A 14203-nucleotide genomic window follows, 5' to 3' on the forward strand; every position below is an offset into this window, starting at 1 on the left:
CCCACCGAGGCACTCCGGCCTTCATCGGGACGCGGCACCGCGCCCCCGGGAAGGCCCCTGAGCCGCCCGACGGCGCCCTGCCCGGCCCCGCAGCCCCCACGGGGTCGGTTCAGGCCCGTACGGCCGCCAGCGCGGCCACCAGGCGCTCCGGCTCACGGGTCGAGAGGTATGCGTACGGAGTCGGGTCCGCCGGGTCCGTGATCTCCACCCGCACAGCGGTGCGGATGTAGCTGCGCAGCAGCATGAAGGCGCGCGTGTCCGCCTTGTGCGTACGCCACGCCAGCGCCTCCTCCGGGTCCAGCGCCCGGGCCTCGCCCAGCGCCGCCACCGGGATCCGGGCGTCGCCCGCGATCAGCGAGTCGCCCACGACGCGGATCCGTACCGAGCCGTACGAGCTGACCGCCACTGCGGACAGCGCCGCGCCGCCGATCAGCCCGCCGAGCATCGGCAGCGTGCCCAGCGGCAGCAGCATCAGGGCGCAGGCCACGCCGATCAGGCCGGCGATCACCCACCAGGAGCGGGGCGCGGTGAGGCGTTCTTCGTACGACTGCATGGCTCCAGCTTGGCACGGCGGCGCGGGCCGGTTACGCGCGCGGGTAGGGTCTGCACTCGTGAGTGGAACCGACAAGGCCCCGACGCGGCTGACGCCACCGGCCGACGCCGTCGCCCCGGTGCGGCACCCCGACGCCCCCGCGCCCGGAGAACTCCTCGGCGCGCACTACGACCACTGCTTCGGCTGCGGCGCGGCACAGGCCCACGGCCTGCAGCTCCAGGCCCGTGCCGAGGACGGCGTACGGGTGACCGCCGAGTTCACGGTCAAGGAGGCCCACCAGGGCGCACCCGGCCTCGCGCACGGCGGGGTGCTGGCCACCGCCCTGGACGAGACGTTGGGCTCGCTGAACTGGCTGCTCCGGGTGATCGCCGTGACCGGCCGCCTGGAGACCGACTTCCTGCGGCCCGTGCCGGTCGGCACGGTGCTGCACCTGGACGCGGAGATAACCGCCGTCCACGGCCGGAAGATCTACTCGACGGCGGTGGGCCGCATCGGCGGCCCCGAAGGCCCGATCGCGGTGCGCGCCGACGCCGTCTTCGTCGAGGTCAAGGTCGACCACTTCATCGACAACGGAAGGCCGGCCGAGATCCAGGCCGCGATGGCCGATCCGGACCAGGTCAGACGAGCTCGTGCTTTTGAGGTGAACCCGTGAGTCAGGTACGCAATCCGGTGGATGTGCTGATCCGGCGTCTGGACCCGGAGGTGCCGATTCCCGCTTACGGGCATCCCGGTGACGCGGGTGCCGACCTGGTGACCACCGAGGCGGCGGAACTCGCGCCGGGGGAGCGGACGGTGCTCCCCACCGGAGTGTCCGTCGCCCTGCCCGACGGGTACGCGGCGTTCGTGCACCCCCGCTCGGGCCTGGCCGCCCGGTGCGGAGTGGCGCTGGTGAATGCCCCCGGGACGGTGGATGCCGGGTACCGTGGGGAAATCAAGGTGATCGTGGTCAATCTGGACCCGCGCGAGAGCGTGCGGTTCGAGAGGTTCGACCGGATCGCCCAACTGGTCGTCCAGCAGGTCGAGAAGGTGCGCTTCCACGAGGTGGCGGAACTTCCCGGCTCGGCGCGGGCCGAGGGGGGATTCGGTTCCACCGGCGGTCATGCGGCGGTGGACGGCTCCACGGGTGGGAATGGATACGCATCGGTCGGTGCCGACCGGGAAGGACAGTGACGTGTTCGGTCGTCGCAAGAAGAACGAGGCTCCCGCAGAGTCGGTCCCCGCAGCGGAAGCCGCCGACGAGACGGCCTCGGACGAGACCTTTGCGGACGAGGGTGCCGGGTCCGGCGAGGAGGAGCGGCGGGTGAACCTGCCCCCGGCTCCCCGTCCCGACGGCCCCTGGGACCTCTCCGAGGTCACGGACGCCGCCGAGGGCCGGGTGGACCTGGGCGGCATGTTCGTGCCCGGCGTCGAGGGCATGGAGCTGCGGGTGGAGGTCGCGGGCGACGCGATCGTCGCGGCGACCGTGGTCCTCCAGGACAGCGCCGTGCAGCTCCAGGCGTTCGCTGCGCCCAAGAAGGAGGGCATCTGGGGCGAGGTCCGCGAGGAGATCGGCGCCGGGATCACCCAGCAGGGCGGCGTCGTCGACGAGGTCGAGGGCCCGCTGGGCTGGGAACTGCGCGCGCAGGTCCCCGTACAGCTCCCGGACGGCACCAACGGCGTCCAGGTCGTGCGCTTCGTCGGCGTCGACGGCCCGCGCTGGTTCCTGCGCGGCGTCATTTCCGGCCAGGGCGCGGTCCAGCCCGAGGCGGCCGGCATCCTGGAGCACATCTTCAAGGACACCGTGGTCGTCCGCGGCGAGGCCCCCATGGCCCCCCGCGACCCGATCGTCCTCAAGCTCCCCGACGACGCCCAGATGGTCCCCGACGGCGTCCAGCAGGAGCCCGCGGAAACCTCCCGCTTCGGCGGCGGCGTCGAACGCCTCGAACGCGGCCCGGAAATCACCGAAATCCGCTGACGCGCGGCGCCGGCTGACGCTTCCGCACTTCGCTCCCGTGACCGCACCGGTCACGGGAGCGAAGTGCGTTGCAGGACCGTGGCAACTCCGCACGCGGCAGACTGCACGGCTGTGCCAGGCTTCCCCTGTTCCAGGGCGGTTCGTGCCCGCCCTCCACACCTTGAACCGGAGGAAGCGCTTCCGTGCGCGTTCTTATATCCCCGTCCTATGGGAGTTCAGCGACACGTCGCCACTGGGCCGACACCGTCGACCAGCCCGTGACCTTCACCGACGACAAGTACGTCCACGTGCTGAGTGCCGAGCAGCGCGCCCGGCTGCAGACCGTCCACCCGGACGGCATGGCCCGCTTATGGGGCGCGGTGCCCACGCATGACACGAAGATGCGTGACGTCGTGCCCGGCGACGTCGTGTTCTTCACCGGGCAGGGCCGGGTGCGGGCGGTGGCCGAGGTCGGGGTGATCTTCCGCAACGCCGAACTGGCCGATCTTCTATGGCCTCCGGAGCCGGGCGGTCCCAGCTGGCACACCGTCTACACCCTGCTGGACCTGGTCGAGGCGGATATCCCGTACTCCGAACTGAACGCCGTTCTCGGCTACCGGCCTCACCACAACTACCCGGGACAGATGGTCCTGCGCGGTGACAAGGCACAGTCGGTGCTGGACGAGTTCATGATCACTTCGGGGCTGTTCTTCAGCCGTGCCTGTGCCGAACCGGCCCGCGCGCCGGACACGGGCTCCCAGGAAGCTGTCCGCCGGGCCGCGGCGGAAGAGATGCGTACCTCGAAGACCACATACCGGCGGACCGGACGGCTCATTGTCGTCGACCGCCGGGAAGCCCGGCTCGTGGCCGCCTTCAAGGAACACCTCGCATCCTGCGGACGGGAGCCGGCCGAGCGTTTCTACTGCCTGTCGGGCGTCAGCGACCTCTACCTTGAAGACGCCGAGGGCGCCGAGCTCATAGAGGCCAAGAGCACGGCCTCGCACCACTGCGTACGCCAGGCGCTCGGCCAACTGCTGGACTACGCGCCGTACTGCCCTGCGCCGCCCGACCGCCTGAGTGCGCTGCTTCCGTCCCCGCCCGCGCGCGCAGATCTCGCCCTCCTGCACCGTTACGGAATCGACTGCGTGCACCGTGACACCTCGGGTGTCTTCGTGCGGGCCGAGGCTCCGGCGGAGCGCCGGGAGCTGATGCGGGCGGTCTGGTCCTCCTGAGGCCTGCTGCCGCCTTCGGTATCTCCCCGAGGCGCCCGGCGGCTCGATACCCGTGCACCGATGGGTCGTACTCCCTTGCGAGGGGATGCGGCCCATCGGCGTTTCCGCAGGTCAGGTCGGTAAGCGTATGAGAATCGTCAACGGGGCGCTAATGGCCGTAAGGGAGGCGTCAACGGTGGTCGGAAACGGTCATGTTGGCGGTTTGCTCTAGGTGTCCGTTCAACCGAACTTCCTAGGAGCACCCGATGGCCGACGTGGCCTTCGTCGTCACCATGCTCGCGGTCTTCGCGCTGGTGGCCCTCGTCGCCAAGGGGGTGACGAGGCTGTGACCGTCGAGAACGTCGTCGGGCTGGTCGTCGCGATCGCCCTGCTCGGCTACCTGGTCCTCGCCCTCGTCTTCCCGGAGAGGTTCTGAGCGTCCCGATGAGCCCCATCCTGGCCGGCGTGCTCCAGCTCACCGCGCTCGTCGCGGCGCTCGCCCTGGCGTACCGTCCCCTCGGCGACCACATGGCCGCCATGTACAGCTCGCGCAAGCACCTGCGCGTCGAAAAGGTGATCTACCGCTGCATCGGAGCCGACCCGGACGCGCAGATGCGCTGGCCCGCCTACCTGCGCGGGGTCCTGGCCTTCTCGCTCGCCGGTGTGCTCTTCCTCTACCTGCTGCAGCGTCTGCAGGGCGGTCTGCCGCTGTCGCTCGGCTTCGCGTCGATCAGCCCGGACCAGGCGTTCAACACGGCGGCGTCGTTCGTCGCGAACACCAACTGGCAGTCGTACAGCGGTGAGCAGGCCATGGGCCACGTCGTGCAGACGGCCGGTCTGGCGGTGCAGAACTTCGTCTCGGCCGCGACCGGCATGGCCGTCGCGATCGCCCTCGTACGCGGCTTCGCCCGCACCCGTACCGGCGACCTGGGCAACTTCTGGGCCGATCTGGTACGCGGCACCGTGCGCATCCTGATACCGATCGCCGTCGTCGGCGCGCTCGTCCTCGTCGCGTGCGGCGCGATCCAGAACTTCTCCGGCATCCACGGGGTCGGCCAGTTCCTGGGCGGCACCCAGCAGACCAACGGCGGCGCGGTCGCCTCCCAGGAGGTCATCAAGGAGCTGGGCACCAACGGCGGCGGCTATTTCAACGCCAACTCGGCCCACCCCTTCGAGAACCCGAACGGCTTCACCAACCTCTTCGAGGTCTTCCTCATCCTGGTCATCCCGTTCGCGCTGACCCGTACCTTCGGCCGGCTCGTCGGCAACGTACGGCAGGGCTACGCGATCCTGGCCACGATGGGCGCCATCTGGCTCGGCTTCACCGCCCTGATGATGTGGACCGAGTTCGCGCACGGCGGCCCGGCGCTCCAGGCGGCGGGCGCGGCGATGGAGGGCAAGGAGAACCGCTTCGGCATCGGCGGCTCGTCGATCTTCTCGGTCGCCACCACCCTCACCTCGACCGGCGCCGTGGACGGCTTCCACGACTCCTTCACGGCCTTCGGCGGCGGCATCCAGTTGCTGGGCATGATGCTCGGCGAGATCGCGCCCGGCGGCGTCGGCTCCGGCCTGTACGGCATGCTCGTGATGGCCGTGATCGCGGTGTTCCTCGCCGGCCTGATGGTGGGCCGGACCCCCGAGTACCTCGGCAAGAAGCTCGGCACCCGCGAGATCAAGCTCGCGGCCTGCTACATCCTCGTCACCCCGACCCTGGTGCTCGGCTTCACCGCCGCCTCGATGGTGCTGCCGGACGCGCTGGGCTCGATGCTCAACACCAAGGCGCTGGGCGCCGGCCCGCACGGCTTCTCCGAGGTGCTGTACGCCTTCACCTCCGGCGCCAACAACAACGGCTCGGCCTTCGGCGGCCTGAACGCGAACACCCCCTGGTACAACACCACGATCGGACTGGCGATGCTGCTGGGCCGCTTCCTGCCGATGGTCTTCGTCCTCGCCCTGGCCGGCTCGCTCGCCGAGCAGCAGCCGGTCCCGGAGACGGCGGGCACGCTCCGTACCGAGAAGCCGCTCTTCGCGGGTCTGCTGGTCGGCACGATTCTGATCATCACCGGCCTGACGTACTTCCCGGCGCTGGCCCTCGGCCCGATCGCGGAGGGGCTGTCATGACCACCGAAGTGAACGACGTACAGCAAGAGGAGCGCCGCTCCATGTCCACCGCAACCCCGACCCGCGCGCCCCACCAGGACGTACCCGGCGGGCACCCGCCGGAGGGCGGCCGCGTCGGCGGCGGCCTCTTCGACCCCGGGCAGCTCGTTAAGTCGCTGCCGGACGCGCTGCGCAAGCTGGACCCCCGGGTGATGGTCAAGTCTCCCGTGATGTTCGTGGTCGAGGTCGGATCGGTCCTGACCACCTGCTTCGCCGTCGCGTCCCCCTCGGACTGGTTCGGCTGGGCCATCGCCGTCTGGCTCTGGCTCACCGTGATCTTCGCCAACCTGGCGGAGGCGGTCGCCGAGGGCCGCGGCAAGGCCCAGGCGGACACCCTGCGCAAGGCCAAGACGGACACCGTGGCCCGGCGGCTGAACGGCACCGCGGAGGAGCGGGTGCCCGGCACGGAGCTGCGCATCGGCGACCTCGTCGTCTGCGAGGCCGGCGACATCATCCCCGGCGACGGCGACGTGGTCGAAGGTGTCGCGTCGGTCGACGAGTCCGCCATCACGGGCGAGTCCGCCCCGGTCATCCGCGAGTCCGGCGGTGACCGGTCCGCGGTGACCGGCGGTACGAAGGTGCTCTCCGACCGCATCGTCATCAAGATCACGACGAAGCCCGGCGAGACCTTCATCGACCGGATGATCAACCTGGTCGAGGGCGCCGCCCGGCAGAAGACGCCGAACGAGATCGCGCTGAACATCCTGCTCGCCTCGCTCACCGTCGTCTTCCTGCTGGCCGTGGTGACCCTCCAGCCGTTCGCGATCTACGCGGGCGCCGAGCAGCCCATGATCGTACTGCTGGCGCTGCTGGTCTGCCTGATCCCGACGACGATCGGCGCGCTGCTGTCGGCCATCGGCATCGCGGGCATGGACCGCCTGGTCCAGCGCAACGTGCTGGCGATGTCCGGGCGCGCCGTCGAGGCCGCCGGCGACGTCTCCACCCTGCTGCTCGACAAGACCGGCACCATCACCCTGGGCAACCGCCAGGCCGCCGAGTTCGTCCCCGTCAAGGGCGTGACCGAGGCCGAGGTGGCGGACGCCGCCCAGCTGTCCTCGCTCGCCGACGAGACCCCCGAAGGCCGCTCCATCGTCGTCCTGGCCAAGGAGAAGTACGGCCTGCGCGAACGCCACCAGGGCGAACTGGCCGACGCCGAGTGGGTGCCCTTCACCGCCCAGACCCGCATGTCGGGCGTGGACGTGACCGAGCACGGCACCGTACGCAAGGTCCGCAAGGGCGCGGCCGGTTCGGTCATCGCCTGGGTGCGGGAGCAGGGCGGCACCGTCCCCGACGACGCCGACCGGCTGGCCAACGGCATCTCCGAGGCCGGCGGCACGCCGCTGCTGGTCGCCCTGGAGGACGAGCGGGGCGCCCGGGTGCTCGGCGTCATCCACCTCAAGGACGTCGTCAAGGACGGCATGCGCGAACGCTTCGTCGAGCTGCGCAAGATGGGCATCAAGACCGTCATGATCACGGGCGACAACCCGCTGACGGCCAAGGCCATCGCCGACGAGGCGGGCGTGGACGACTTCCTCGCGGAAGCCACCCCCGAGGACAAGATGGCGCTGATCAAGCGCGAGCAGGCGGGGGGCAAGCTGGTCGCCATGACCGGCGACGGCACCAACGACGCGCCGGCCCTGGCCCAGGCGGACGTCGGCGTCGCCATGAACACCGGTACCTCCGCCGCCAAGGAGGCCGGGAACATGGTGGACCTGGACTCCAACCCGACCAAGCTCATCGAGATCGTCGAGATCGGCAAGCAACTGCTGATCACCCGGGGCGCGCTGACCACCTTCTCGATCGCCAACGACGTCGCGAAGTACTTCGCGATCATCCCGGCGATGTTCGCGGTGGCCTACCCGGGCCTGGACACCCTCAACATCATGCGGCTGCACAGCTCGCAGACCGCGATCCTGTCCGCGATCGTCTTCAACGCGCTGATCATCGTCGCGCTCGTACCGCTGGCCCTCAAGGGCGTGCGCTACCGCCCGGTGAGCGCCGACCGGATGCTCCGCCGCAACCTCGGCATCTACGGACTCGGCGGCCTGATCGCCCCCTTCATCGGCATCAAACTCATCGACCTGCTCATCTCTGCGATCCCCGGGATCGGGTGACTTCCTCATGAACAACTCGGTACGCAACACCGCCCGCCTCCTCGGCGCCGGCCTGCGCGCCCTGCTCGTCCTGACCGTGGTCTGCGGCGTGCTCTACCCCCTGGTGGTCACCGGCGTCGCCCAGGCCGCCTTCCACGACCGGGCCAACGGCTCCGAGGTACGCCAGAACGGCAAGGTCGTCGGCTCCGAACTCCTCGGCCAGCGCTACGACAAGGGCACCGACGCCCACGGCAACCCCATCCCCGACCTGCGGTACTTCCAGCCCCGCCCGTCCGCCGGCCTGGGCAGCAACAAGACCAACGGCGTCAACCCCCAGTACGACCTCCAGGTCTCCGGCGCCACCAACCAGGGCGCCACCAACACCGACCTGATCGCCGCGGTCAAGGAACGCAAGAAGTGGGTCGCCGAAACCTACGGCGTACCCGAGTCCGAGGTCCCCGCCGACGCCGTCACCTCCTCCGGCTCCGGCCTCGACCCGGACATCTCCCCGGCGTACGCGGAACTCCAGGTCACCCGGGTGGCGAAGGAGAACCACCTGGACCGCGCCGAGGTCGAACGCCTGGTGAAGGAGACCGCGGAGGGGCGGGTGCTGGGGTTCATGGGGGAGCCCCGGGTGAATGTGCTGCGGTTGAACATGGGGTTGAGGGACCTCACCAAGTAGTCAGGGGCCCGGGGCCCGGCCTGCGGTACCGCGCCGGCCGGGCCCCGGGCCCGTGCGGTTCCGTCCCGTTGCAACCCTTCCAAACCGTTCCGGCCCGCTCCGTCCCCGTTCGCGCCCCCGAGAACCGCCTACCAGACGTCCCCGCTCCGCCAGTCGCAAACCAGTTGCCCCGTGAGGTCCAGCGGGACGCCGGTCCGCAGGACGTGGATGGCGCCGTCCTCCTCCTTGGTGGGGCGCAGGCCGGTGGGGGAGAGGACGGCGGACGGGCCCTGCCAGAGGTGCCAGCCGCGGGATGCGTAGAAGTCGGCGGCGCCTTCGGAGGCGCTGAGGGCGCCCAGGTCGTAGGCGGTGCGTACGACCCGCTCCAGGGCCGTCATCATGGCGGCGCCGTGGCCCCGGCCGCGCCGGTCCGCGCGGACGCCTACGCCTTCGACGTAGCCGCAGCGCAGGGGGCGGCCGGCGTGCAGCATCCGGCGCTGTACGACGGAGGCGTGGCCGATCAGTTCGTCGCCCTCCCACACCAGGGCGTGTACGCCGCCCAGCGCGTGGTCCCAGTCCTCCTCGGTCATGTCGCCCTCGAAGACGTCGTGGAGAAGAGCCTTGGCCGCGGCGCGGGTACGGGGGTCGAGTTCCGCGGTGTGGGCGAGGTGGGTGCGTGCGTCGGTCATGGCTGCAATGATCGTGGAGCTGGCGGGAGGAGAGCCAGCCAGGCCGGAAGGGCGACGGCCGTGCTGGACGGGGGCGGTGTCGGGGTGCTTTGTCATGTACGGAGCAGCCGTGGTGGGATGGCTCCGTGAGCACGCCCGCAGCCCCGCCGTACCCTCCCGCTCAGCCGTACGTCCAGCCCGGCGGCCCGCCACCGTACCTGGGGACGGACTGGGAACCGAAGCGCACGCGCTCGCGGCGCACGCTGATCCTGTGTCACATCGGGATGCTGATCCACTTCCCGGTGCACGTTGTGATGCTCCTCGCGGTGTTCGCCTTGGTGCTCGCGCTCAGCATCGTGGGGGAGTTCGTCTTCGCGGTGCTCTTCTTCCTGGAGAAGCCGGCGCTCAAGGCGGCGGACCGCGCGTTGAGCCACATCCCTTTCCGGCCCACGTGGTGGGCGACATGGAGGGAGGTACGTCATGAGGGTGAGCCCGGCTTTCCCCAGGCCCGTGTCGAGGAGGCGCTGAACGGGCGGAAGCCCAAGACCACCGATGCCCTGCTCCGGGCTCATCTCTATCGGGGCATCGGGCCGTGGGCCGCTCTGGAGATCGCCACGGCGCTCGGCTGGCAACTGGACGACAAGGCCCGGGCCCGGCCCAGAGCCGAACTGGTTCTGCGCCGCGCACCGGCGCCCGGCAGCCTGACAGCGACCGGGCCCGCCGACTGAGATGAGCGCGCCGGCTGTCTCCCGGCCCGAGGTGCGAGGCGGCTCGGGCGTCTCGTGTGCCGGCGCCTGGGGCCCGTCCGGCGGATCATGTCCGGGCAGGGGACGGTAGGTTGACCGCATGCCTTCTGCACTTGTTGTCGGTCACGACCCGCAAGCGATAGTCGGCGCCGACGGAGAAGCTCTTCGTGCGGCGCTCGACGCGGAGCTGGCCCGGTTCGGTGAGCACGGCATCGATGCGGCCATGACGTTGATCGCGTTCGACGCGTCGGCCGAGCCCGCTCTTGTCGCATCGTTGACCGAGCGGCCGTGGGACGTCGTGGTCGTCGGCGGCGGGATCCGCAAGACCGAGCCGCTGCTTCCGCTCTTCGAACAGGTCGTGAACCTGGTCCGGCGCCATGCGCCCCAGGCCGCGATCGCGTTCAACACCAGTGGCGGGGACAGTGTCGAGGCGGCACAGCGGTGGGTCTGAATCCCGGACGGACCGTCGCGTCCTGAGTCGCCGTCGGGTCACGGCAATGGAGACGGATACGGTTCCGTGAGCCGTGGAAGGCGTGGGCGCGCTTGTCGCGGGCCTAGCCGCCGTCCCCGCCGTCCGGCCCGCAGTGCGTCGCGACGCCTCGACGATCCGCTGCAGCGCCGCCGCGTGTGCCTCCAGCGCGGCCCGTCCGCCGTCGCTGAGGTTCACCCAGGTGCGGGAGCGCTTGCCGACGTACCCCTTGCGCACCTCGACGTACCCGTGCGACTCCAGCGTGCTGATCTGCTTGGACAGGGCGGAGGGGGACAGTCCCGCTGTTTCCTTTTCCCGGGCGACGGCCGTCGCGTACGGCGGCCGAGAGCAGCGCCTGTCGGCAGCGCGGTCCGAAGAGGGCCAGCGCGGCGCCGCCCGCCACGCCCAGCGCGGTCCACCAGTACGGCATGCCGAGGTGCCAGTCCGGTTGCAGCAGTGGGAGGACGGTGCCTGCCAGGAGTACGGCGAGCAGGGTGAGCAGCGCGTAGCGGCGGAAAGGCCCGGAGATGTCCTGTCGGCGGGTGCGGACGGGCTGGCCCAGCAGGGCCGAGCCGCGGCGGGTGTTGAGCAGCGCGACGTAGCCGACGGCGAGTGCCCCGAACGCCACCGAGGATCAGCCGTTCGCTGCCGCGCCGAAGAAGTCGGGGGCCGCGAAGAGCGCGGCGAACACGACGCCGGCGAGTACGTACACCCATCGGGCGTGGTCGGCCGGGCCGTGGGCCTGGTTCCGGCGCCGGCCTATGTCGTCCAGTGCGCGGGCCGCTTCGTCCGCCGAGGGATGCGGGCTGCCGGGGTCGGGGGGCGGTGATGGTGAGGGCATGGGGCCTCCAGGGGTGCCGGGATTGCTCCAGTGGAACTTGTTTCCTGTGAGGAAACCGGTTTCCTGGCGGCTGGTCCGTCAACGGGGTAGCCACCCGGTGCCCCCGGACCGGACGCCCCGCCCCCGTATCAGAGTCCCGTCAAGACCTGCCCCCCACCCGCCACCTGCGGCTTTCAGGTGGGTGCGGGGTCGGTAGGGTCGGCTCAGGTTCAGCCCGGTGGGGGCGGCCTTCACGTAAGACAATGGGGCCATGGCACGCGGCAAGCTACGGATCTATCTCGGCGCTGCACCGGGCGTCGGCAAGACGTACTCGATGCTGTCCGAGGCGCACCGGAGGGTGGAGCGCGGTACGGACGCCGTGGTGGCGTTCGTCGAGCACCACGGCCGGCCCCGTACGGAGGTCATGCTGCACGGCCTGGAGCAGACCCGGCGCGCGGAGCTGGAGTACCGGGGCTCGGTCTTCACCGAGATGGACGTGGACGCGGTGCTGCGCCGCGCGCCGGCGGTGGCCCTCGTCGACGAGCTGGCGCACACGAACGTGCCGGGCTCCCGCAACACCAAGCGCTGGCAGGACGTCGAGGAGCTGCTGGAGGCCGGGATCGATGTGATCTCGACGGTCAACATCCAGCACCTCGAATCGCTCGGCGACGTCGTCGAGTCGATAACGGGCGTGCGGCAGCGCGAGACCGTGCCGGACGAGATCGTCCGCCGGGCCGACCAGATCGAGCTGGTCGACATGTCGCCCGAGGCGATCCGGCGCCGGATGGCGCACGGCAACATCTACAAGCCGGACAAGGTGGACGCCGCCCTCTCGAACTACTTCCGGCCGGGCAATCTGACCGCTCTCCGGGAGCTCGCGTTGTTGTGGGTCGCCGACCGGGTGGACGAATATCTGCAGCAGTACCGTTCCGAGCACAGTGTTTCCAAGATCTGGGCGGGGCGGGAGCGCATCGTCGTCGGCCTCACCGGCGGCCCCGAGGGGCGTACGCTCATCCGCCGCGCCTCCCGGATGGCGGCCAAGGGCTCGGGCAGCGAGGTCCTCGCCGTCTACATCGCGCGCAGCGACGGGCTGACCTCCGCCTCGCCCAAGGAACTCGCCGTGCAGCGGACCCTCGTCGAGGACCTCGGCGGCACGTTCCACCACGTCATCGGCGACGACATACCGAACGCGCTGCTGGAGTTCGCGCGCGGGGTCAACGCCACCCAGATCGTGCTGGGCTCCAGCCGCCGCAAGACCTGGCAGTACGTCTTCGGGCCCGGCGTCGGCGTCACCGTCGCCCGGGACTCGGGGCCCGACCTCGACGTCCACATCGTCACGCACGACGAGGTCGCCAAGGGGCGCGGCCTGCCCGTGGCGCGCGGCGCCCGGCTCGGCCGGACCCGGATCATCGCCGGCTGGCTGGTCGGCGCCGTCGCGCCCGTCCTGCTGTCGCTGCTGCTCACCGCCATCGACAACGGCCCGGGCCTGGCCAACGACGTCCTGCTCTTCCTCTTCCTGACCGTCGCCGCCGCGCTGCTCGGCGGGCTGATGCCGGCGCTCGCCGCGGCCGCGGTCGGGTCCGTGCTGTTGAACTTCTACTTCACCCCGCCCACCCACTCGATCACCATCGCCGACCCCAAGAACATCGTCGCCATCCTGATCTTCTTCGCGGTCGGCGTCTCGGTGGCCTCCGTCGTCGACCTGGCCGCCCGCCGCACCCACCAGGCGGCGCGGCTGCGCGCCGAGTCGGAGATCCTCTCCTTCCTGGCGGGCAGCGTGCTGCGCGGCGAGACGACGCTGGACGCGCTGCTGGAACGGGTACGGGAGACGTTCGGCATGGAATCGGTCGCGCTGCTGGAGCGGGCCGGCGACGTCGAGCCGTGGACCTGTGCGGGCCGTGTCGGCGGCGCCGCGGAGGGCGACCCGCGGACCAGGCCGTTGATGCGGCCCGAGGACGCGGACGTGGACATGCCGGTCGGCGACCACATGGCCCTGGCCCTGACCGGCCGGGTGCTGCCCGCCGAGGACCGCCGGGTGCTCGCCGCCTTCGCCGCGCAGGCCGCCGTCGTACTGGACCGCCAGCGGCTGGTCGGCGAGGCGGAGCGGGCCCGCGAGCTGGCCGAGGGCAACCGCATCCGTACGGCGCTGCTGGCCGCCGTCAGCCACGACCTGCGGACGCCCCTGGCGAGCATCAAGGCGTCGGTGACCTCGCTGCGCTCCGACGACGTCGCCTGGTCCGAGGAGGACGAGGCGGAACTGCTGGAGGGCATCGAGGCGGGCGCCGACCGGCTGGACCACCTGGTCGGCAACCTGCTGGACATGTCCCGCCTGCAGACCGGTACGGTCACCCCGCTGATCCGCGAGATCGACCTGGACGAGGTGGTGCCGATGGCGCTGGGCGGTGTCCCGGAGGGCAGCGTCACCCTGGACATTCCCGAGGAACTGCCGATCGTCGCCGTCGACCCGGGGCTGCTGGAGCGTTCCGTCGCCAACCTGGTCGAGAACGGCGTCAAGTACAGCCCGGAGGGCGAGCGGGTGCTGGTCTCCGCGAGCGCCCTCGGCGACCGCGTCGAGCTGCGCATCGCCGACCGCGGCCCGGGTGTGCCGGACAGCGCCAAGAACCGCATCTTCGAGCCCTTCCAGCGGTACGGTGACGCCCCCCGCGGCGCGGGCGTGGGCCTGGGCCTCGCCGTCGCCCGCGGCTTCGCCGAGGCGATGGGCGGCACCCTCGCCGCCGAGGACACCCCCGGCGGCGGCATGACCATGGTCCTCACGCTGCGTGCCGCCCCCGGCGGACCGCCGGTGCAGCCCGACCTCCCGGCCCAGGCGACGACGTGAACGGGCGTCCCGCCGCCACCGGAGCGGCACCCCGCGTGCCGCCCCCCGGC

14 protein-coding genes and 1 pseudogene are annotated in these 14203 nt (G+C 71.1%); 11 read left to right on the top strand and 4 right to left on the bottom strand.

Annotated features, from left to right (window positions below; translation table 11 throughout):
• Positions 1–109: 109 nt before the first annotated feature.
• Complete coding sequence (locus tag AB0A97_RS30510; protein WP_361155794.1) at positions 110–553, bottom strand: DUF3093 domain-containing protein; 444 nt, start codon at positions 551–553, stop codon at positions 110–112.
• A 58-nt stretch (positions 554–611) separates the two neighbouring features.
• On the opposite strand from AB0A97_RS30510, the gene AB0A97_RS30515 reads away from it, so the two are divergent.
• The 8 genes from AB0A97_RS30515 (at position 612) to kdpC (ending at position 8632) form a co-directional block, all read left to right on the top strand.
• Positions 612–1205 carry a PaaI family thioesterase gene (locus AB0A97_RS30515; RefSeq protein ID WP_361155796.1) on the top strand — a complete coding sequence of 198 codons (594 nt, stop codon included), beginning with the start codon at positions 612–614 and terminating at the stop codon, positions 1203–1205.
• The gene (dut, locus tag AB0A97_RS30520) at positions 1202–1723 is read left to right on the top strand and encodes a dUTP diphosphatase (protein ID WP_031012935.1); all 522 of its coding nucleotides are present in this window, start codon (positions 1202–1204) and stop codon (positions 1721–1723) included. Before AB0A97_RS30515 ends, dut begins: the two co-directional genes overlap by 4 nt.
• Before the next feature lies 1 nt (position 1724).
• A complete protein-coding gene (locus AB0A97_RS30525) occupies positions 1725–2507 on the top strand; it encodes a DUF3710 domain-containing protein (RefSeq protein WP_361155798.1) in 783 nt (260 codons plus the stop codon).
• A 257-nt stretch (positions 2508–2764) separates the two neighbouring features.
• Complete coding sequence (locus AB0A97_RS30530) at positions 2765–3718, top strand: hypothetical protein (RefSeq protein ID WP_361155800.1); 954 nt, start codon at positions 2765–2767, stop codon at positions 3716–3718.
• A gap of 325 nt (positions 3719–4043) precedes the next feature.
• A complete protein-coding gene (gene kdpF / locus AB0A97_RS30535) occupies positions 4044–4133 on the top strand; it encodes a K(+)-transporting ATPase subunit F (protein ID WP_032928585.1) in 90 nt (29 codons plus the stop codon).
• A gap of 8 nt (positions 4134–4141) precedes the next feature.
• Positions 4142–5818, top strand: a complete 1677-nt coding sequence (kdpA, locus tag AB0A97_RS30540) for a potassium-transporting ATPase subunit KdpA (RefSeq protein WP_361155801.1) — start codon at positions 4142–4144, stop codon at positions 5816–5818.
• Positions 5815–7971 (top strand): potassium-transporting ATPase subunit KdpB, encoded by a 2157-nt coding sequence (gene kdpB / locus AB0A97_RS30545; protein WP_361155802.1) that lies wholly within the window; start codon positions 5815–5817, stop codon positions 7969–7971. Before kdpA ends, kdpB begins: the two co-directional genes overlap by 4 nt.
• A gap of 7 nt (positions 7972–7978) precedes the next feature.
• A complete protein-coding gene (gene kdpC, locus AB0A97_RS30550) occupies positions 7979–8632 on the top strand; it encodes a potassium-transporting ATPase subunit KdpC (protein ID WP_361155804.1) in 654 nt (217 codons plus the stop codon).
• 128 nt (positions 8633–8760) lie between these two features.
• Here kdpC and AB0A97_RS30555 read toward each other — a convergent pair whose 3' ends face one another.
• Positions 8761–9300 (bottom strand): GNAT family N-acetyltransferase, encoded by a 540-nt coding sequence (locus AB0A97_RS30555; protein ID WP_361155805.1) that lies wholly within the window; start codon positions 9298–9300, stop codon positions 8761–8763.
• 125 nt (positions 9301–9425) lie between these two features.
• Here AB0A97_RS30555 and AB0A97_RS30560 point away from each other — a divergent pair, with 125 nt between their 5' ends.
• Both AB0A97_RS30560 and AB0A97_RS30565 read left to right on the top strand, forming a co-directional pair.
• Complete coding sequence (locus AB0A97_RS30560) at positions 9426–10007, top strand: hypothetical protein (protein ID WP_361155806.1); 582 nt, start codon at positions 9426–9428, stop codon at positions 10005–10007.
• A gap of 118 nt (positions 10008–10125) precedes the next feature.
• On the top strand, positions 10126–10476 hold the full coding sequence (locus tag AB0A97_RS30565) for a hypothetical protein (RefSeq protein ID WP_361155808.1): 351 nt from the start codon (positions 10126–10128) through the stop codon (positions 10474–10476).
• Positions 10477–10638: 162 nt separating this feature from the next.
• Here the strand turns inward: AB0A97_RS30565 and AB0A97_RS30570 are convergent.
• A pseudogene (locus tag AB0A97_RS30570) lies at positions 10639–10794 on the bottom strand (transcriptional regulator); the annotation flags it as partial.
• A 334-nt stretch (positions 10795–11128) separates the two neighbouring features.
• Entirely contained in the window at positions 11129–11335 is a 207-nt protein-coding gene (locus AB0A97_RS30575; protein WP_361155809.1) for a hypothetical protein, read from the bottom strand.
• 250 nt (positions 11336–11585) lie between these two features.
• Here AB0A97_RS30575 and AB0A97_RS30580 point away from each other — a divergent pair, with 250 nt between their 5' ends.
• Positions 11586–14153 carry a sensor histidine kinase KdpD gene (locus tag AB0A97_RS30580; protein ID WP_361155810.1) on the top strand — a complete coding sequence of 856 codons (2568 nt, stop codon included), beginning with the start codon at positions 11586–11588 and terminating at the stop codon, positions 14151–14153.
• Positions 14154–14203 lie beyond the last annotated feature (50 nt).

It is taken from the genome of Streptomyces sp. NPDC045470 (genome assembly GCF_040646595.1).
Classification (GTDB): Bacteria; Actinomycetota; Actinomycetes; order Streptomycetales; family Streptomycetaceae; genus Streptomyces.

Coding starts and splice junctions, on each gene's coding strand:
- AB0A97_RS30510 (WP_361155794.1), bottom strand. CDS start 553: ATGCAGTCGTACGAAGAACGCCTCACCGCGCCCCGCTCCTGGTGGGTG.
- kdpA (WP_361155801.1), top strand. CDS start 4,142: ATGAGCCCCATCCTGGCCGGCGTGCTCCAGCTCACCGCGCTCGTCGCG.
- kdpB (WP_361155802.1), top strand. CDS start 5,815: ATGACCACCGAAGTGAACGACGTACAGCAAGAGGAGCGCCGCTCCATG.
- kdpC (WP_361155804.1), top strand. CDS start 7,979: ATGAACAACTCGGTACGCAACACCGCCCGCCTCCTCGGCGCCGGCCTG.
- AB0A97_RS30555 (WP_361155805.1), bottom strand. CDS start 9,300: ATGACCGACGCACGCACCCACCTCGCCCACACCGCGGAACTCGACCCC.
- AB0A97_RS30565 (WP_361155808.1), top strand. CDS start 10,126: ATGCCTTCTGCACTTGTTGTCGGTCACGACCCGCAAGCGATAGTCGGC.
- AB0A97_RS30575 (WP_361155809.1), bottom strand. CDS start 11,335: ATGCCCTCACCATCACCGCCCCCCGACCCCGGCAGCCCGCATCCCTCG.
- AB0A97_RS30580 (WP_361155810.1), top strand. CDS start 11,586: ATGGCACGCGGCAAGCTACGGATCTATCTCGGCGCTGCACCGGGCGTC.